Origin of the sequence: Brasilonema octagenarum UFV-OR1 (assembly GCF_963888615.1) — a bacterium.
GTDB lineage: Bacteria > Cyanobacteriota > Cyanobacteriia > Cyanobacteriales > Nostocaceae > Brasilonema > Brasilonema sennae.
The window spans coordinates 25,407-45,234 of the sequence record NZ_CAWPKW010000055.1 but is presented as its reverse complement, the minus strand read 5'-3'; the positions used below and the strand labels follow the sequence as shown (position 1 = coordinate 45,234).

General features: G+C 41.8%; 16 protein-coding genes and 2 pseudogenes. 9 read left to right on the top strand and 9 right to left on the bottom strand.

Annotated elements, in window-relative coordinates:
* Positions 1-141 precede the first annotated feature (141 nt).
* The 4 genes and pseudogenes from AC5590_RS04200 to AC5590_RS04185 form a co-directional block, all read right to left on the bottom strand.
* Positions 142-288: pseudogene (locus AC5590_RS04200) on the bottom strand (L-histidine N(alpha)-methyltransferase); the annotation flags it as partial.
* 164 nt (positions 289-452) lie between these two features.
* Positions 453-1,331: a metal ABC transporter permease gene (locus AC5590_RS04195; protein ID WP_169263146.1), complete on the bottom strand. Its 879-nt coding sequence runs from the start codon at positions 1,329-1,331 to the stop codon at positions 453-455.
* Positions 1,331-2,107 carry a metal ABC transporter ATP-binding protein gene (locus AC5590_RS04190; RefSeq protein WP_211178253.1) on the bottom strand — a complete coding sequence of 259 codons (777 nt, stop codon included), beginning with the start codon at positions 2,105-2,107 and terminating at the stop codon, positions 1,331-1,333. The genes AC5590_RS04195 and AC5590_RS04190 overlap by 1 nt, the downstream gene beginning before the upstream one ends.
* A gap of 257 nt (positions 2,108-2,364) precedes the next feature.
* A complete protein-coding gene (locus AC5590_RS04185) occupies positions 2,365-3,366 on the bottom strand; it encodes a metal ABC transporter substrate-binding protein (RefSeq protein ID WP_171975996.1) in 1,002 nt (333 codons plus the stop codon).
* A gap of 239 nt (positions 3,367-3,605) precedes the next feature.
* On the opposite strand from AC5590_RS04185, the gene AC5590_RS04180 reads away from it, so the two are divergent.
* The 4 genes from AC5590_RS04180 to AC5590_RS04165 all read left to right on the top strand — a co-directional run bounded on the left by AC5590_RS04180 (position 3,606) and on the right by AC5590_RS04165 (position 7,942).
* Entirely contained in the window at positions 3,606-3,743 is a 138-nt protein-coding gene (locus tag AC5590_RS04180) for a hypothetical protein (RefSeq protein ID WP_370460535.1), read from the top strand.
* 1,224 nt (positions 3,744-4,967) lie between these two features.
* On the top strand, positions 4,968-7,313 hold the full coding sequence (gene pcrA, locus AC5590_RS04175; RefSeq protein WP_169263145.1) for a DNA helicase PcrA: 2,346 nt from the start codon (positions 4,968-4,970) through the stop codon (positions 7,311-7,313).
* A 171-nt stretch (positions 7,314-7,484) separates the two neighbouring features.
* On the top strand, positions 7,485-7,706 hold the full coding sequence (locus tag AC5590_RS04170) for a 2-oxoisovalerate dehydrogenase E1 subunit beta (protein ID WP_169263144.1): 222 nt from the start codon (positions 7,485-7,487) through the stop codon (positions 7,704-7,706).
* The gene (locus tag AC5590_RS04165) at positions 7,703-7,942 is read left to right on the top strand and encodes a type II toxin-antitoxin system HicA family toxin (RefSeq protein ID WP_169263143.1); all 240 of its coding nucleotides are present in this window, start codon (positions 7,703-7,705) and stop codon (positions 7,940-7,942) included. The genes AC5590_RS04170 and AC5590_RS04165 overlap by 4 nt, the downstream gene beginning before the upstream one ends.
* Before the next feature lie 53 nt (positions 7,943-7,995).
* On the opposite strand, the gene AC5590_RS04160 is transcribed toward AC5590_RS04165, so the two are convergent.
* From AC5590_RS04160 to dnaK, 3 genes are all read right to left on the bottom strand, one after another.
* Positions 7,996-8,742, bottom strand: coding sequence for a hypothetical protein (locus tag AC5590_RS04160; RefSeq protein WP_348982676.1), 747 nt, complete (start codon positions 8,740-8,742; stop codon positions 7,996-7,998).
* Between the two features lie 8 nt (positions 8,743-8,750).
* Positions 8,751-11,774: a zinc-dependent metalloprotease gene (locus AC5590_RS04155; protein WP_169263142.1), complete on the bottom strand. Its 3,024-nt coding sequence runs from the start codon at positions 11,772-11,774 to the stop codon at positions 8,751-8,753.
* Positions 11,775-12,453: 679 nt separating this feature from the next.
* Positions 12,454-14,376: a molecular chaperone DnaK gene (dnaK, locus tag AC5590_RS04150; RefSeq protein ID WP_169263141.1), complete on the bottom strand. Its 1,923-nt coding sequence runs from the start codon at positions 14,374-14,376 to the stop codon at positions 12,454-12,456.
* Between the two features lie 433 nt (positions 14,377-14,809).
* Between dnaK and dusB the strand changes: the two genes are divergently transcribed.
* The 3 genes from dusB to AC5590_RS04135 are packed head-to-tail and all read left to right on the top strand — an operon-like array spanning position 14,810 to position 16,354.
* Positions 14,810-15,865: a tRNA dihydrouridine synthase DusB gene (gene dusB / locus AC5590_RS04145; protein WP_169263140.1), complete on the top strand. Its 1,056-nt coding sequence runs from the start codon at positions 14,810-14,812 to the stop codon at positions 15,863-15,865.
* Between the two features lie 59 nt (positions 15,866-15,924).
* Positions 15,925-16,134, top strand: a complete 210-nt coding sequence (locus AC5590_RS04140) for a type II toxin-antitoxin system HicB family antitoxin (RefSeq protein ID WP_169263139.1) — start codon at positions 15,925-15,927, stop codon at positions 16,132-16,134.
* The gene (locus AC5590_RS04135) at positions 16,127-16,354 is read left to right on the top strand and encodes a type II toxin-antitoxin system HicA family toxin (RefSeq protein ID WP_169263138.1); all 228 of its coding nucleotides are present in this window, start codon (positions 16,127-16,129) and stop codon (positions 16,352-16,354) included. The genes AC5590_RS04140 and AC5590_RS04135 overlap by 8 nt, the downstream gene beginning before the upstream one ends.
* A 42-nt stretch (positions 16,355-16,396) precedes the next feature.
* On the opposite strand, the pseudogene AC5590_RS04130 reads toward AC5590_RS04135, so the two are convergent.
* Positions 16,397-16,590: pseudogene (locus AC5590_RS04130) on the bottom strand (DUF433 domain-containing protein).
* Positions 16,591-16,831: 241 nt separating this feature from the next.
* On the opposite strand from AC5590_RS04130, the gene AC5590_RS04125 reads away from it, so the two are divergent.
* Entirely contained in the window at positions 16,832-17,422 is a 591-nt protein-coding gene (locus tag AC5590_RS04125) for a flavodoxin family protein (RefSeq protein ID WP_169263137.1), read from the top strand.
* Between the two features lie 46 nt (positions 17,423-17,468).
* Here the strand turns inward: AC5590_RS04125 and AC5590_RS04120 are convergent, their stop codons facing one another.
* Positions 17,469-18,536 carry a DUF3616 domain-containing protein gene (locus AC5590_RS04120; protein WP_169263136.1) on the bottom strand — a complete coding sequence of 356 codons (1,068 nt, stop codon included), beginning with the start codon at positions 18,534-18,536 and terminating at the stop codon, positions 17,469-17,471.
* Positions 18,537-18,757: 221 nt separating this feature from the next.
* Between AC5590_RS04120 and AC5590_RS04115 the strand changes: the two genes are divergently transcribed.
* A complete protein-coding gene (locus AC5590_RS04115; protein WP_169263135.1) occupies positions 18,758-19,744 on the top strand; it encodes a CHAD domain-containing protein in 987 nt (328 codons plus the stop codon).
* The last annotated feature ends 84 nt before the right edge of the window (positions 19,745-19,828 follow it).

Sequence of the window (19,828 nt, the reverse complement as noted above, 5' to 3'; positions counted from 1 at the left end):
AGATAATGGTTCTTCAGATTTTTGTAGGGTGGGCAGTGCGTACCCTTGGCTCAAACCCTGAATTTTAAGTTATTGGCACTGCCCACCCTACAGTTATTGAGAATGAATGGTGCAAGATATCAGTTTACATTTTTAGAAAAGTTATTGAGTTTGGTAAAGAATTAACCCAAACCACTGCTGAGAATCTGTCCAAGTTTTCAAAGTTATAAGTCCTTGCGCTGCAAATTGTTTTTGAATGATTGCCAAATCGAACTGGCGAGAATTTTCGGTGAGAATGCTTTCTCCAGCTTGAAACGAAACTTTTCAATCGAGGATATCTAGAGACACCCAATGATTTTCTTGGCAATGGAGATACATTTAAATTTGAGCATCAGCTTGATTATAAATTGCTTGATGAGTGAATAAATTGAGATTAAAATTTTTCCTTCTTAAGAGTAAAGCTTAAGAGTTCCCTATTTCCTATTGTCTGTTCCCACGATAGAAACACCTTTGTGTTTTTTTGCCCTAACCAACAAACCATGCTTGGGTGCAAATATCATCGCCACGACAAACAACAGAGTTTGCAACACCACAATGCAACCCCCAGTTGCACCATCAATGTGATAGCTAATGTAGGTTCCCATAACACTCGAAAATACTCCAGAAGCCATCGCAATCAGCATCATGTGGTCGAAGTTATCAGTTAATAAATATGCCGTTGCACCTGGAGTGACTAACATAGCAACAATCAGAATAATTCCCACTGTCTGAAGTCCGGCGACGGCAGTTAAGGAAAGTAACGATAGCAAAATATAATAGAGTACTCCTGTATTTAAACCAATAGAACGCGCATGGGTGGGGTCAAAACAAAATAATAGTAGGTCTTTGCGTAGGATGGCGATCGCCACCAAAGTAACAACACTAATAATCACCGTCTGAATAATATCTGCTTGAGAAATACCCAGAACATTGCCAAACAGGATGTGTGTCAAATCTACGCTACTTGGTGTTTTAGAAACTAACACCAACCCCAAGGCAAAGAACCCCGTAAACACCAGTCCAATCACCGTATCTTCCTTAATTCTTGTCTTTGCCTTGATAAAACCAATAGCAATAACCGAACCCACGCCAAACACAAACGCACCAACAGCAAAGGGTATTTTCAAAATATAGGCAATCACCACCCCAGGCATAACCGCGTGAGAAACTGCGTCTCCCATCAATGCCCAACCTTTCAGGGTCATGTAACAAGATAGCACTGAACAAACCATACCAACTAAGGCACTGACGAGAATTGCCTTAACCATGAATTCGTTTTGCAAAGGCGCAGTAAACCATTGTAGTAATTGCATCAAAAACCCTCCATATTTTCACGATAAATCCGACTTTTGCTAAACCCTAAATCACTCAGAGAACCATCAAAAGTGCGAGAGAGATTCTCCTGTGTGAAGACTTCATTCGTATTGCCGTAGGCTAAAATAGTGCGATTGATCAGGACAACTTGGTCACAGAAGGTAGTAATTGATGCCAAATCATGGGTAGAAACCAAAATTGTGTTACCCGCGTCTCGTAATTCCAGTAACAAGTCAATCATGGCTTTTTCTGTTTTGATATCTACCCCTGTGAATGGTTCATCTAACAGTAAGACAGTTCCCTGTTGTGCCAAAGCACGGGCAAAAAAGGCACGTTTCTTTTGTCCACCAGAGAGTTCTCCAATTTGGCGTTCGCGCATTTCCCACATCTCTACCCTCTCCAAACTCTCCCTCACAATCCGTTTATCTGTTACAGAGGGAATCCTCAGTATATTCATATATCCGTAGCGTCCCATCATCACCACATCGTAGACACTCACCGGGAAATTCCAGTCCACCTCTTCAGACTGAGGCACATACGCCACCAGGTTATTTTTTTGTACCATTCTGATTGGCAAGCCGTTAATCAACACTCTTCCCGTTGTCGGCTTCACAAATCCCATAATTGCTTTAAATAGGGTTGATTTTCCGCTACCATTCATCCCCACCAACCCACAAATGGAACCGGCTTTGAGTTGCAAAGAAGCACTATGCAAAGCTACCTTACCGTGGTAAGCGACTGTCACATTTTCAACATTAATACTGATTTCATTCATAATTACTTGTTGGTAGTTCACCTAAATATCCCGATTTTTTGACCAAGCTAGCGGTGTAGAACGAAAAGAAGAGATTTTCTTTTTATACATCCGAAAGCCACCATGTGCTGTTGTACCCCTTACACCCTTACATTCTCATACCCTTACACCCTTAGTTATTCACTAATATCAAATTCGCTTAACTACTTAATCATTCAGATTTCTTTACGTCCCCGCATCAGCCTTAAATAATAAATATTGAACAGGTTGTGATATTACTACTTTCCCTGCAACCCCTTAATCAGTGTAGTCACGTTATATTCAAGTAACTTGAGATAAGTCGATGCTGGTCCATCTGACGGAGAGAGAGAATCTACGTAGAACACTCCGCCAAACTGTGCACCTGTAGCATTAGCGACCTCCTTTTGCGCTTTATCGCTTACCGTACTTTCACAAAAAACAGCAGGTATTTTATTTGTCTTAATAGTGTTAATCACCTTTTCCACTTGCTTCGGGGTCGCTTGTTGTTCCGAATTCACCGCCCACAGATAAACTTCTTTCAAGCCATAGTCGCGGGTGATGTAGGAAAACGCCCCTTCACAACTAACCATATAGCGTTTATCTGGGGGAACGATTGACACCTCTTTTCGTAAATTTTGGTCAATTGCCTTAATCTTCTGACTGTATGCTTTCGCATTAGCATTGTAAGTGTCTGCGTTCGCTGGGTCTAAATTTACCAGAGATGAACGAATATTTTCTACATAAATTACAGCATTTTGTGGTGACATCCAAGCATGAGGATTAGGCTTACCCTTGTAAGCATCCTCCGCAATTTCCACAGGTTTAATTCCCTTACTCAGAGTGATATGGGGAACCTTCGGAATGCTGTTGTAAAATTTTTCTGCCCAACGTTCTAAACCCAAACCATTATCCAGAATCAGGTCAGCTGATTTCGCCCTCACTAAATCACTCGGTGTCGGTTCATAACCGTGAATTTCCGAACCTGGCTTGACAATTGATTCCACAACCGCCTTGTCACCCGCCACGTTTCGCGCCATATCCGCAATCACTGTGAAGGTCGTTAGAATTACCTTTTTGTCTTTTTTCGCCGGATTCACCCCATTGGTTGTCTCTGGCGTAGCATTTACCTGCGACTGCTCATCAGAAGGCGTGGGACTGCATCCACTGATCCAAAGTCCCAATAGCAGCCCAGATACAACAACCAACGAGGGTACGTGCTGCGGCAGTCGTGCCGGAAAAATATTAATATTTTTTCTCACTTGTCAATATTCATATTTTTCTCATTTTTAAATGAATCTATCATAAAGTGAATCAAAATAAAACAAAAATCAAAAAACTAACAAGACGTCAGATTTTGGTTTTTATTCCAGCAAATCGAGAAAATTCAAGGTTTCTTCATAGAGATCTTCTGATACAAATATGAAATAAGAATGAGAGCAAAAGGAAACTAATCTAGTAGGAAAAATTAATAATAGGCTTCCATTTTAATCAATCGATTTTGGACAGTACTGGTCATGTTATACTGACTCATGCAGATTTGATTAATCCTGCTAATTTGGGACTTCAGGCAATGCATCCACCAAATGCTCACAATTTTCCTCTGCTACTAGCTAGTGTTTATGCAACGCCAGAGTGATAGTTAAGTTTTATTTTTCCATCTCCCAACAGCCCATTTTTTGGAGCGAAGGTTTACTCCCTTCTATTGTTCCGTTCCAACAAAACAATGTCCATGCCCCTTTCTTTGAAAGAATAAGTAAGAATGTGCAAACCTTCCTAGTCCTTAAGTCGTAAACTCTAAAGCTACTGCAATTTGTTCTCACACTGAAGAGGTCAATAAAATTGCAATATTTAACACCTGTTCATCGGAAGGATGGATACGACCATGCCTAAACCTACGCTCTTAGAACCAGAATTGCACAGAGGTGCAGAGAATGAATGACACAGCAGTTAACCCTAACCTTGGTGTCACAATTTTGTTGTATATTACTGATACTCTGTGGATAAATAAAGCCATCTACCATGCCATAAAAAACACCCTTTACGGGTGTATGAACAAGTCGTCTCATTACTTGTAACGCTTGATTCATCGTATCTTCGTCCAATTAGCTTTACTCCCTCCAAAAGTCAGAGTTCAGATTAAGAATCTGCGTGCTGGGGAATACAAGTGAGATAGTGAATGAATTTCGCCAAACCCCAACAACAAACTGTTATCAGACAGACAAAGAAAGTTGAATTAAAGCGTCTGCAATTTTTGGCAAAATAAAAAATGCTCTCTCCCAAGTAGTCATAACAAATGACACAGGAGAGAGGCAAAACATTCCTTGTTAAGACGTGCTTTCTCAATCATTTAACTGTATGAAACAATACATCTACTATCTATAGATTGATAGATATTGTGTGAATTTTTCTTGTATTTGAGAATACAAAGCGAGTGGTAATGGTTTGTAAATGATCTCTCCCCTGGAGGGGCGCTGGTTTAGCAGATCCCTAAATGCACACAGTTGAAGAAGAACACATAGGTCAGAACGCAGAACTCAGCAATATGATTGTATTGGTATTCAAACAAGGCAGCTTTTGGGTAAAAAGCAACAACCCAAAACGTGCCGCCCCAACCAATTGAATACACCGTATAGAGGGTGGGGTTTTAAACCCAAAGACTTCCGTACCAGAACTCTACAATTTATGCGCTTGTTTTTCTTTCTTATTCTGATTTCTGAGTTCTGAGTTCTGAGTTCTTTTCGATAAACAATATGTTGACTCTCGTTCGCTCTAGATAGTGTAGCCTAAGCTATAGTTATCTTTTCTCTATATTTAAAGCTAAGCGATACTTACTGCTCAATCCTAAGAACTCCTCACACCCATGACAACAACCACAGACTTTCTCAGTCACCTTAACCCCAGTCAACGCCGCGCTGTTGAACATCACTGCGGTCCCCTACTCGTTGTTGCTGGTGCGGGTTCCGGCAAAACACGAGCGCTGACTTATCGCATTGCTAATCTTATTTTGCAACATCGTGTCGATCCAGAAAATATCCTGGCGGTAACCTTCACCAACAAAGCCGCACGGGAAATGAAAGAACGTATTCAAAAGTTATTTGCCGATCGCCTAGCAATAACAGAATACAACGAGCGGTTTGATTTATTGCCAGAAGACGACCAAACCAAGCTCAAGTCGAAAGTCTGGAAAAATTACATCAAAGATATGTGGTGCGGTACTTTCCACAGTCTGCTTTCTCGCGTTCTCCGCTTTGACATCGACAAATACCAAGACGAAAAAGGACGCCAATGGACGCGGAATTTTTCCATCTTTGATGAGTCCGACGCCCAAAGCCTGGTGAAAGAAATCGTCACCAAACAACTTAATCTGGATAATAAAAAGTTTGAACCTCGTTCTGTGCGCTACGCCATTAGTAACGCCAAAAACCAAGGCTTATCACCCAAAGAATTTGAAACAGAACAACCCAATTATCGCGGACGGGTGATAGCAGAAGTTTACAATCACTATCAAAGCCGACTTGCACAGAACAACGCCCTCGACTTTGATGATCTTATCCTCGTTCCTGTCAGATTGTTTCAGCAGAACGAGCAAGTCTTAGGTTATTGGCATAATAAGTTTCGCCATATCCTGGTAGATGAATATCAGGATACCAACCGCACTCAATACGAACTCATCCGTCTTTTGACGACGAATAACGAAACCAAAAAGACTGATTGGGACTGGACAAATCGTTCCACTTTCGTGGTAGGTGATGCAGACCAATCGATTTATTCATTTAGAATGGCAGATTTCACCATCTTGTTGGACTTTCAGCAAGATTTTGGCGATGGTTTACCAGACGACGATACCCGCACGATGGTGAAGTTGGAAGAGAATTATCGCTCTTGTGAAAATATTTTGCAAGCAGCAAACCAACTGATTGAAAACAACACCCAACGTATTGATAAAATCCTCAAAGCAACAAGAGGTGCAGGTGAGGAGATTTTTTGTCATAAAGCAGATGATGAAATTGCAGAAGCAGATTTTGTCATTAAGCAAATTAGTTCTTTGGAAAATCAGCATCCAGAATTGAATTGGGGAAGTTTTGCCATACTTTATCGTACCAACGCCCAATCTCGACCGTTTGAAGAATTATTGGTGCGATCAGGAATTCCCTACACAGTTGTCGGAGGAATAAAGTTTTACGATCGCAAAGAAATTAAAGATGTCCTGGCTTACTTGCGGGCGATCGCCAACCCAGCTGATACACTCAGTTTATTGCGAGTGATTAATACTCCTCGGCGCGGAATTGGTAAAGCCACCATCGACGCACTCGTAAACGCCGCTCAAGAATTAGGCACAACCCTGTGGGAAATACTGATTGATGAGACATCAGTAAACACATTGGCAGGACGTTCTGCCAAAGCTGTTAATACTTTTGCCCAGATGATTCGTCATTTACAAGAACAAATAGAGACGGTTCCAGTTTCCGAACTTGTGCAAGGGGTGTTGGAAAACTCTGGCTACATTAAAGACTTGGAAACTCAGAGTACAGATGAAGCAGAAGACAGGTTGCAAAACGTCCAACAATTATTCAACGCTGCGCTGCAATTTGAAGAAGAGAACGAAGATGTGAACCTGCAAGCCTTCCTCGCCAGTACCGCCCTCAGTTCTGATTTGGATAACTTAAAAGAAGGAGAAACAGCAGTTTCGCTGTTAACTTTACACGCCTCCAAAGGGCTGGAGTTTCCTGTTGTGTTTTTAGTGGGGATGGAACAAGGACTATTTCCTAACTACCGTTCAATGAATGATCCAGCATCTTTGGAAGAAGAACGTCGGTTGTGCTACGTCGGGATTACTCGCGCCCAAGAACGATTGTACATAACCCACGCCCGCGAACGCCGCCTTTATGGTTCTCGGGAACCAGCTTTGCGATCGCAATTTCTCGACGAATTACCCGAAGAATTACTAATGACTCGACAAAAAAGCACTGTTGCTTATACAAAAGGTACTGCTGGTAGCACAGCCCAACGTACAACCAAACGAAACCAAGACACTACTGCTAGTTGGCAAGTCGGCGAAAAAGTTCTGCACAAAGCCTTTGGTATTGGAGAAATTACTCACATTTTTGGTTCAGGAAATAAAGTTTCTTTGGCAATTAAATTTGATAGTTTGGGGCAAAAAATTATCGATCCAAGAGTTGCACAGTTGCAACGGGTGGAGTGGTAATACTAGGATGCTTCCAGTCATGATTTAAAATCATGGTAAAACCCGTGTGAGGAGAAATGGCAGCTACATTAACAAAATGACATTCACCTGAAGGTTGCTGTTGTAGGTTGTGAGTGAGAATGTAATTTACTGTAAAATTATTGTTGTAACTAACTATTGACAGAATAATTAGTGAAAAACACAGCGTCAGAGATTGTATTTCTGATTGAAGAAGATCCTGAAGATGGTTATGTAGCAACCGCATTGGGTGAACCAATTTTCACCCAGGCTTCGGACATGACGACTTTAAAAGAAATGGTTCGTGATGCGGTTCGATGCCATTTTCCTGATGAGGATACCCGTCCAAAAGTCATTCGGTTACATTTTGTTCGGGATGAGGTTATTGCGTCGTGAAGCTACCGCGAGATTTGTCGGGTGAGGATTTGGTTAAGGCATTAGCTATTTTTGGTTATGCGGTAGATCGACAAACTGGTAGTCATATTCGCTTAACTACTCAACTTCAGGGCGAACACCATATCACCATTCCTGCCCACGATCCGCTAAAGATCGGTACGCTAAATGCTATATTACGAGAAGTTGCGGAGCATTTCGGTCTAACGCGTGATGAGCTATTGGAGCAACTATTCTGAGTTTTGTAGAGTGCAAGGGTGCAGCCCGTTCTGAATACTTTTTCGGCACAGATTCATAAATCTTCTATTCTCATGTCATAACCCCCAAACATCTCCATATATTCAAGAATAGAAGTGCCAAATTCGTCATGAGATACTTTCGCTGTTACTAGAAGATTTACCACTTGATCAGGACCTCTCAAGTGTGCCCCTGCTATTATGCCAGAAAGGGTAATTGTGATTGTTTTTGACTTCCCTTTATCATTAAACGTTTTTTTGTGACCAAGGTAATTATTTACAGACTTACCTTGCTGAGTGAGAAGATCGTTGATATCCTTCCAATACACCCTAAAAGCTTCACGAATCGCTTCTTCTTGAACATTGGGGGTATTGAGAAATTTTAATTTGCTATCAATACCCTTCTTTTTTGTCCATGTACCTCGCCAGTAATTCTTGTCAGCACCACGTCCATAATAAACGTCGGCTTTGTAGTAACCAAGACGAATCAGCAGAATTTCTCCAAATTGGTACTTACCAATAAATGAGAGTGGGTTTTCAAATTGGTACTGATTAGGATTTCCTGATAATAGCCCTGTTTCACGAACTCCAAGTGCTTCCAGCATATCTTGGAAACTTCCTTTGCTGATAGTAGATTGCTTTTTTGGAGAAAGAACAAGTACCATCTCAGATTTCAACCAATTAGAGTCATTTCCCATTAATAAGTCATTACTGTAAGAACTTACATTTGGTAAATTGCCATTTCTATAAAGTAGTTGACAAACTATAAGTAGTAAAATAATTTCGCGAGCTATCTTTGACACAGGTTTTCCTAATTCGCTTGCACTTGGGCGTTCAATATTTTAGTAATGCGATCGCGTGTTTCTAGCAAATGTGCCTTGGTGTACTCATCATTTGAACTCAGTTCATCCAGCTTGTCATTTAGTTGTTTGAGTTTATACCAAGCCAGCGTACGAGCATCTTCTGGGACACGTTCTTTACGTAAAACCATCGCAGTCAATTTGTCAACATATTGCCGCTGCAAGCCTCTACGCAAACTGGAAATGACGATGGGCTTGCCATTTGGTTTAACGACCTCAGTCCAAATATCGTTTTGTAATGTATCAAATAGTTCTGGTAGAGTTAGGGCTTGATCGCGACCAGTTTTGAGTTCGATATCCTTGAGACGGGAGAGGCGATCGCCTGACAGCAAATCCCACAACACTGAACTCTGCATATACAATACCCAATCATGAATTGGAAAGTCCAAACGACCAACCCGAGGAGAACTCCCCCAATGTCGCCAACGCGAAGGTGCTAATTTATTGAGCAATTCTGGGGGAAAACTCAGAGCATCTTCAGCGAATACATACTTTTGTACAAGGTCTAACGCCTGCCGTTGTTCTTGTACAGGCACAGGTTTAAATGGTAATTTTCCTTGAGGATCACCAGGTTGAACCCTGTAGAAAGACTGTCCACCAATGTATTTTGTAATATAGTAAATATTTTTAAAATACTGGTCTAAGACTGTACCAAACTGTTCCTTTACATCGCTGAAAGTTTCGCCAGACAAGAGGTCAACCTTGTTGAGACGTTGCCACATAACCAAGGCATTATCCAACTGCCAATGAGAGTAAATCAGCACATTATTGCTGTTATCCCATGCGTTAACAGTTGGGTCAAGGTCAAACATATCTTCATCTGTGGAATAACTGAACTCAGGTTTGTCAGATTGCTGAGCAATTTTATCCAAAAATGGTTTTTCTGCTGCAGGAGTTGCGGCTGGAATTGGTGCGTATCCGTATTGAATTGCCCACTCATCATAAGGTCCGATCATCTTAGGGAAATAATCTCCCTGCTTAGTACCTCGGGGTGAAAGATTTGGTGGAATATAGTCCATCACTGACGAAATCATACCCTTACGGCGAGTGATATCCGGATTGTTGATCTCTTGGGGAGTAAGCATTGTACTACCACGGAAGTTATGCCTCAACCCCAAGGTGTGTCCCACTTCATGTGCAATAATTAAGCGTAAATATTGATGAATATAATCTTTCATTTGCTCACGACTTGGCGGGCTGTTTTGCAACAGCTTCATTGACAGTGAACCGTAAGCAAATTGGTTAGCAGCTTCCATACCATAGCAAAGGTCATACTGACCTGCCAGTTTTGATAAACGACTCGCTAACCCCTCCATTTCCATACTCTCTGCGGAAGTGTCGCTACTTTCTGCCTCTGTTCTATTGGTGCAAATCAGGTTATTTTGCATCAACGTAGATAGCGACCTCTGATTTTGTGTTTGGTTGAACTGTCCAACTCTAGAATAATCACTCTTGAGTGCCCGGATAAAGCTACCATCTACCAGAATGTCTGCAGCTAAGATTTCTCCAGTCAATGGGTTAACACGGGATGGTCCCATCGCAAAATATCCATCTACTGTGTTAATCCAGCGAATTGTGTTGTAGCGTATATCTGCTGGATCCCATGTTGCATTATCCGGCATTTGCTGTACTTGAATCGCATCTTTGAATCCTGCTTTTTCAAAGGCTTTATTCCACAGCAGCACACCTTCTTTGATTGCATCGCGGTATTCTAGGGGTACTGCGTTATCAATCCAGAAGATAATTGGTTTTTTCGGTGGAGAAAGGGGTGCGCTAGGGTTTTGCTTTTCTAAATTCCAACGGTTGATGTAGCGGACAAATGGATCTCTGTGCTCATCGTTAGATATATCTTGGTAGGCGGTGATAAAATAGCCAACACGCTCATCGGCTAAACGCGGTCGATAATTGTTTTCGCTAAGTTGGGACAGACTATAGTGAACGCGCAAGCTAAAGCCTCGAAGGTCTGCTAGTGTACCACCAAAACGGAGTTTATCACTATTGGCACGAGTGTTAGTGAAGTTCAACACCGACTCAATTTCCATATTTAGGGGAAAAGCTTTAGCAGTCCCAAAATAGGATTTATCTGTCGCTGGCGCAACTCCTAAACTAAGAGATAATCCAGCTAAATCTGTTAGTAGTAGATCTCCCAAGTCGATGAGAATTGTTTTGCGTACTGGATGAATACTTTTAATGGATATTGAGTAGAGAACTGAGTCACTAAAAGATCGGGCGAGCGATCGCTGTTGTGGATCTCCTTCACGTGTCCTAAAATTCACATTGCGAACCACAAATTGCAATTTATTATTCACCCGCTGAAAGTAAAATAAAAAATCGTGCAATGGCATTCCACTGTAGATTCCAGCTTCACCAATCCCAGATTCTAACGTTCCTGTGGCTAAATAATTTTTCTTGAGTTGTTCTGGTTTTATTTCTAGATAAATTTTATTCTTTTCCTTGTCTCGATACAAATTAAACAGCCCTGGTAGGATTTCAGCATCTTTGACAACTTTGTCAAACGCCTCTAATTCCTCCTTTTTTGATGGTTTGGCAATAGCCTCAGTTTTTTCTTCTGGCTTAATCGGGTTCTCTGCAATTTTCTCTACTTGTAAAAAAGGTTGTTCAACTTTTTTATTATCTTCAACAACCCAAGTAAAAGACTCGTGCTGTGCTTCTTGCCTTCCATCAATCACCCAGACTTGCTCTTTTGATAACCCCTGTTTCTCAAAAAAAGCAACATTCTCTGATTTTGATTGATGTGACTGCGATGAGTTAGAGACGAATGAGGGAACAAGAGAAGTTTCCCCTACTCTGTTACTCTTTTCCTCTTTTGCTGCTCTTTCTTCTTGTCCCTCACTTGCGTTGTCAGCAAAGCGCCCACCTTCAGAGATCTTTAAAGCTTTTGACTGAGCACTAGAAGGTGGTATACCTAAAAATAAACAATAAAACAGAATAACAAAATAAATAATTTTTTTCATCCAATACATACCCAGTATTGATTCCTATTTTATTTCCAATATTTGTGTAACAAAGCTAATTCATACTCTCTTTAACTCAGTATTAAGAACTGAACAAATCGTTAACCACTTGCAAGCAGTTACCTGATTCAGTGAACTCAGTCAATTATCGATAGGATTATTTAGCTTGGTTGCAATATCTTACGCTAATAGTTTTCCCAACAAAGGCGTTTGTCGCACAGAGTACGTATTATGAATTTTTCATGAAAGTGCAGATATGAATACCAAAATATGGTAAAATTACATCGAAAAACAACGTCAATATTTTTGAAGTTTGACTTCAAACAACAATTTAAGTAGTATTGATTCACGCAGTTATTAACTGTCGAGGCATAGAACATGTGTGGAAGTACATGCTACTACTGTGCCTAATAATTGACATCCTGCGCTATAAAAGCGTTTCGTGGTTACATCGAACAATAACAAGCTAGATAAAAATACGAGACTGACAAACGAGAAACTTTTGTCTACCGCCAAGACGATTGTAAGGGAGCGCAGACGCGCTCTTGGCGTATCCCAACAGGTTTTGCTCAGAACTGCCCTAGCAATTGACATTATATTTACAAAAAAATTCCCATCCAAGAATCATTCTGGATGGGAATCTTAATTATCAGGTGGGTAGTACCCACCCGAAGAATGTCTACTTAGATTCAGTGAAATCAGCGTCAATCACATCATCACCAGTGCCAGTGCCAGAAGAGGAGGAAGGACCACCACCAGAGGTGTTAGCGCCAGCGCTTGCAGAAGCTTCAGCACCACCTGCTTGTTGATAGAGATTGCTACCAACAGCAAACAGCGCTTGTTGCAGTTCTGGCATAACCTTCTTAATTTGATCGTCGTCTTCTTTAGAAACGGCGTCGCGCAGGTCTTTTACTAAACCTTCTACCTTGGTCTTATCAGGAGCAGGAACTTTGTCACCTAAATCTTGCAGCTGCTTCTCAGCTTGATATGCCAAAGAGTCGGCTTGGTTCTTGCGGTCGATTTTCTCACGACGGTCTTTGTCAGTTGAAGCATTTTGTTCAGCTTCTCTAACCATCCGATCAACGTCAGATTTATCCAAGGTAGAAGCACCAGTAATACTAATGGATTGCTCCTTACCAGTACCTTTGTCCTTAGCGGTAACGTTGAGAATACCGTTGGCGTCAATATCGAAGACCACCTCAATTTGAGGTACGCCGCGTGGTGCTGGGGGAATTCCATCTAGACGGAAGGTACCCAAGCTCTTATTGTCGTTTGACATCTCGCGTTCGCCTTGGAGGACGTGAATTTCCACGTTGGTTTGACCATCCACAGCGGTGGAGAAGACTTCTGACTTCTTGGTAGGAATTGTGGTGTTGCGAGGAATAATCTTGGTCATAACACCGCCTAAGGTTTCTACACCCAAGGACAGTGGTGTTACGTCTAACAGCAAGATACCAGTAACATCACCACCAAGGACACCTGCTTGAATTGCTGCACCAACTGCCACAACTTCATCAGGGTTAACGCTTTGGTTCGGGTCTCTACCCAACACCTGCTTCACCACTTGTTGGACTGCAGGAATACGAGTAGAACCACCAACTAAGACAACTTCATCGATATCACTCTTGCTGAGTTTGGCATCGCGTAGCGCGTTCTCAACAGGAATTCGGCAACGATCAATTAAGTCAGCACAGAGTTCTTCAAACTTTGCGCGAGTCAGCGTTGTATCCAAGTGCTTGCGACCATCTTGGGTAGCGGTCACAAATGGCAGGTTGATTTCCGCTTGGGTGACGCTAGAAAGTTCAATTTTCGCTTTTTCTCCAGCTTCAGTCAGACGTTGTAAAGCTTGTTTGTCTCTGCGGAGGTCAATACCTTCGTCTTTTTGGAACTGTACAGCTAAGAAGTCAACGATTTTCTTGTCGAAGTCGTCACCACCAAGGTGAGTATCACCAGAAGTTGCTAACACTTCAAATACACCGTCGCCAACTTCCAGGATCGATACGTCGAATGTACCACCACCAAGGTCAAAGACGAGAATCGTTTCGTTGCTCTTCTTGTCGAAACCGTATGCCAGAGAAGCAGCGGTAGGTTCGTTGATAATCCGCAGAACTTCAATACCAGCAATCTTACCAGCGTCTTTAGTCGCTTGCCGTTGGGAGTCGTTGAAGTATGCGGGAACGGTGATCACAGCTTGGGTGACAGTTTCACCAATGTACTTGCTTGCATCTTCTACAAGCTTGCGGAGAACTTGTGCCGAAATTTCTTCTGGAGCAAAAGGTTTGCCGACTTGCGGACACTCCAGTTTAACGTTTCCGTTGCTGTCGCGCTGAACTTTGTAAGAAACTTCAGTCGCTTCGTGCGTAATTTCGTCGTATTTACGTCCAATAAAACGTTTTACAGAATAAAAGGTGTTTTCGGGGTTCATCACCGCTTGGCGTTTGGCGATTTGACCAACCAGGCGATCGCCATTTTTTGCAAACGCAACAACTGAAGGTGTTGTCCGAAAACCTTCCGCGTTAGCAATAACCGTTGGCTTACCGCCTTCCATAACTGCTACGCAAGAGTTTGTTGTACCTAAGTCAATTCCAACTACTTTTGCCATTGTAGGTGCTGGCTCCGTATAACTACAAAAGAACTACAAAAAATGAATGAGAGTATAAAGGACAAAATTTTTGAACCAACTGGATTTAGAAAGCAGCCAGTTCAGCATGAATACCTTTGGTTTAATTTACTGCTGATATATATACTGAGCCTGTGTAGCCAGTCAATGAAGGGTGGTTTTCCGAACCTTGGTTAGGGCGGTTAAGCCTCAAAAGTTTTTCTTGTTTGTTCATAGACTGAATTTGCTTTCACTTTGTCTAATGTATGAGAATTAATACTAGGAGTAATTCGGGTGAACCGTATCGTCAATGTGGTGTTTGCCGTCAAAGCAGTACTTTTGCTATCAGTCTTGAGTGATCACAAGCGATTTACTTAGGGCTGTTTTAGCCCACAGCTTAGTAGAATAGAAAAGCTTGTACGCCTCGACATCATATATGGTTACGCTATCTCCTGACCTAAAAGCCAAACTTTCGACTCCTCTAAAAATTGGTTCTTTTGAGGTGAAAAGCCGAGTTCTCCAGTCGCCTTTGTCTGGCGTGACGGATATGGTCTTTCGTCGGCTGGTGCGTCGCTATGCACCTGAGTCGATGATGTACACGGAGATGGTGAACGCAACGGGATTGCACTATGTCAAACAGTTGCCGAAAATCATGGAGGTAGACCGCAACGAGCGACCAATTAGTATTCAGTTGTTTGACTGTCGCCCAGATTTCCTTGCCGAAGCAGCAGTAAAAGCGGTTGAGGAAGGAGCTGATACTGTTGATATCAATATGGGTTGTCCGGTAAATAAAATTACCAAAAACGGTGGTGGATCTTCCCTGTTACGTCAGCCAGAAGTCGCTGAGGCTATCGTTAGGGAAGTAGTGAAAGCAGTTGATGTGCCTGTAACAGTGAAAACCCGTATTGGTTGGAGTGACAAGGAAATCACAATTCTCGACTTTGCCAAGCGGATGCAAGATGCAGGGGCGCAAATGATTACGGTACACGGACGTACCCGGGCCCAAGGTTACAATGGCAATGCCCGTTGGGAATGGATTGCTCGCGTTAAGGAAGTTCTTTCTATTCCAGTGATTGGTAATGGGGATATTTTTTCGGTTGAAGCGGCGGTGAAGTGTTTGGAACAAACGGGTGCTGACGGGGTGATGTGTTCCCGTGGAACTTTGGGTTATCCGTTTTTGGCAGGAGAAATTGATTACTTCCTGAAAACTGGGGAAGAATTACCAGCACCGACGCCAATTCAACGTTTGGAATGTGCTAGAGAACATTTACAAGCTTTGTACGAATACAAAGGTGAAAGGGGAGTGCGTCAAGCACGTAAGCATATGACTTGGTATTCCAAAGGCTTCGCTGGTGCGGCTGATTTGCGCGGACAGTTGAGCCTGATAGAGAATGTTCAGCAAGGTGTCGATTTGATTGATAGGGCGATCGCACAGCTGGCGAATGGGTATGAGCTGATTGAAGAAAATCAGTTGGCGATAAGCGGAGCTTAAGCATAAAGGCTTATCGCGCAATAACTTATTGAATTGGGTGAGATCAAAATCTAAAAAGTATGAAAACTCGCAGCTTTACAGTTATCCTTTATAAGGAAGATGATATGTATATAGCTGAGTGCCCAGAAGTTGGCACAGTAGATCAAGGAGAAACGATTGAACAGGCGATCGCCGGTTTGAGAGAAGCAACACGGCTTTATTTAGAAGAGTTTCCTTTACCTGAAACATCTCCCAGATTTGTGACTAGCATTGAAGTCAGCTATGCCTAAATTGCCACGAATCCCAAGTAAAGAAGCGATTCGTGCATTAGAACGTCTGGGGTTTGAACAAGTTCGACAAACTGGCACTCATGTCGTGATGAAGAAGGAAACACCAGATGGCGAAATTGGCTGTGTTGTCCCGGTGCATCGGGAACTAAAAGTCGGCACCTTGAGCGGTATCCTCAAGCAAGCGCAAGTCACTACTGAAGAGTTCATTGAGAACCTATGACGTTGAGGATTATGTTTCTGCCCAGCTATTCCAAAAATGACATCATCCAGCAGCAAACTCTAAACAAGCAATAATATCTCCTCTGTCAACTCAGGGAAATCATCTAGAATTTTTGCGTGAGACATTCTGGCTGCTAACCAACCCAGAACATCATACACAGTGATACGCATTCGTCTGATACAAGGCTTAGCACCGCCTTTACGCGGCTCAATTGTAATAATGTTGCGATAGCTCATAACAAAGCTAATACCAATTTGAAAAAAGAATGCAACACATCGGTTAAACCCCTCCCTACCCTCCCCTTGGCAAGGGGAGCCAGTGCGTTGGGCGGGTTTCCCGACTTGAAGCACCTGGCGTGAGGGTGCGCGATAGCGCGGGTGGGGTATCTGTTGCAAAGAAAGCGACTTCACTTTTTGACAAAGAATCTCTATGATATGACTGGCGTCATTTGACATAAAATAATTAAGCAGGTTTCCCATGCCCACTGTAGCAATTGTCTACTTTTCCGGTACTGGTCATACTCACCTTATGGCTCAAGCTATTGCTGAAGGTGCAAGCAAAGTTGAAGGTACCACTGTTGAGGTTTTGCGGATTGTTGGCGAGCAGATTGTCAATGGCCGTTGGAAGGATGATGCAACAATAGAAAAGCTTAATAATGCTGATGCGATTGTGTTTGGTTCACCAACCTACATGGGTGGTGTTGCAGCTCAACTCAAGGCATTTATTGATGCAGCTAGCGGAATTTGGTTTAAACACGGATGGAAAGACAAAATTGCTGCTGGGTTTACGCACTCTAGTTCTCCCAGTGGCGATAAGCAGGGAACACTCTTATACTTAGCAACAAACGCCGCTCAACACGGTATGATTTGGGTAAACGTGGGAGACTTGTCAAGCTTTTTGTTTGGTAAGGATGATGGAATTAACCGACTTGGTTCATTTTTAGGCGTGATGGGTCAAAGTCAACTTGATATGAGTGGTAAGGAAGCAGAAATAGATGCGGGCGATCGCCTCACCTCAGAACGCTTTGGACAACGCATCGCAGAAATAACAAAACGTTGGGTTAGGTAGAATTGATACAAACAGAGCAAGACTGCTAAGAGTCCTGCTCTATTTTTCAATTCAGTTTAAAAACATCTGCCAGTACACCACCATCTCCTACCAATCTATTCTTTGCCGGAGAATCATAAACTGCCAGTAGTGAAGGTACCCCAGTTATTTCATGAAATAAAGTGATTCCCTCAGCGTGTTCGTCTCTATTTCCATATGGGATATCAAGCACAAACTCTGGATAATTGAGAACATTTTCTTGTAAATCAGCGCCATTCTTCACACGATAAACTTGCACAGGTCCATCCAAATCCATTGTTGGTCCTGCTAAAATCAACAAGTCTTCACCATCTAAAAATAAATCCCGAATTCCTAAACCATTCAAGAAGAGAAAATGCTTCTTGTATCCCTTGCCATCAGCCGTAATATTCTTCAGTCTCAGGAGTCCTGGACCAGAGTTTTCTAACTCTATTTCCAAAATAATAGCCCAACCTCGTAACACAGGTCCACGCAAACCTAGAAAAATTCGGTTTTTACAAACGGCTACCCCTTCCATATCAAAACCATTATCCTTACCCGGAATTGTCGCCTTTACAAAAAAGCCCAAATGTGGATCATCTGCCAAAGCTTCCATAAGTAAGTTACCCTGTTGTGTTACCTCAAGTTTGGCAGCACTTAATTGTACATCAGGATTTTTTGGATGTTCACAGAATGGGAATAATTCACCATCGACTAAAGGAATACGTCCTATGATATAGCGGTTTGGTTCTGATGCGATTTTTGCAAGTCTTTTAATATTTTTATCATCCGAAAATTCAGCTTTAGGTTTTTTGCGTTTGTAGCTGTGAGAACCAATGAACCACAGGTAATAGTCAGCATATGCCAAACCTTCAATATCAATTTCTTCTTCCTCTGGTGCAGGTAAACTGATAAAGCTTGCTACGTGGAATTGTTTATGTTCTGCAAAGTTGGTTGTATCTATAAAAGATAGCCTTTCAATAGTTGAGGTTTCATCCGACCCCAACCATAAGTGCTTCTCAGGTGTGAGCAGCAATGCTGAAAGGTCGTTTCGATGTTCTTTAAAACCATCAGTAAAAGTCAGTAAAAGTTGATGAATTCGAGTTGAGTAGTCCATTGTATATACTGCTGACGATATTTTTTGATTTTTGTTTTTTATGAAACTGAATTTTTAAGTCTTTTATACTATAGATGGCTTAAAGTTACTTAAAAAAATAATTTTTATTAAAAAAAATAAAATTAAAATTTTACAAAACATAGATGGACTTTTCAAAAAATGCTACCATTCAAGAACTTCATTTAGTTAAGTGCTATTATCTAAGGGGTGTCTCAATCAGTATGACATTAGCGACAAAATCAAAAATAAAAACTCTAGGAAACTACGCTTACTCAGCAATTAAAAAACATAGTAAGAAAACTTTAGAATGGGAAACACAAGTCAAGAAAGATAAAGATCCAGAAGCATTGCATCAGATGCGAGTGGGGATGCGCCGACTACGCACAGCTGTCACAAGGTTTTCCCCGGCTGTAGATTTGCCAAAATCAGCTAGTGATAAAAATATCGGTAAAATTGCACGTCGTTTGGGTAACCTCCGGGATTTAGACGTGCTAAAAGAAAGTTTGGAAAATCTTGAGCAATCACATTTACCCCGCAAAGAACAACGATCGCTGCAAACAGCAATGGAAGCTTTAAGCAAACAACGTGAAGAGGCTGTCGTAGAGGTAAAGTCAACATTCAAAAACAATCATTACAAATCTCTTAAACAGAGATTGAAAGAGTGGTTAGACAATCCATTCTATCAACCATTAGCATATTTGCCAATTCAGCAGGTGCTACCAGATTTACTTTTACCAGAAGTTAGTACATTTTTACTGCATCCAGGTTGGCTGATTGGAACACAATTAGAAGGACGAGTAGAAAAAGCTGAAGCGGAAATTATTATACCTAGAAGCTGGAAAGCCGAGAAGGTAGAAGAAGAATTAGCAACAAATGGTGAAGTTCTTCATGATTTGCGCAAACAAGCCAAACGCCTACGCTACCAGATGGAGTTATTTACTGACTTATACGGCGAGTCTTATGCTAATTGTATTGCAGAAGTGAAGAGTATCCAAGAGATATTGGGAGCAATGCAAGATAGCGCGGTTTTAGCTGAGTGGCTTGCAGATGTGTTCAACTCAGAAATAGATTCTAAACTTCCAACTCTTGCTTCAATGTTCGCCCAAAATCGTTATGAACTGTGGCAGCAATGGCAACCCTTACAGCAGCGGTATCTGAAAGCTGAGACAAGACAAAGATTTCATTTAACAATACTACAGCCTGTGTAAGTTTATTTGTTCTAGCCCAGTTCTGGTTTGTTGTTGTGGCTGGCAAATAAGTTGAGGAGTGTCACAATAAGAAATGTAAAACCT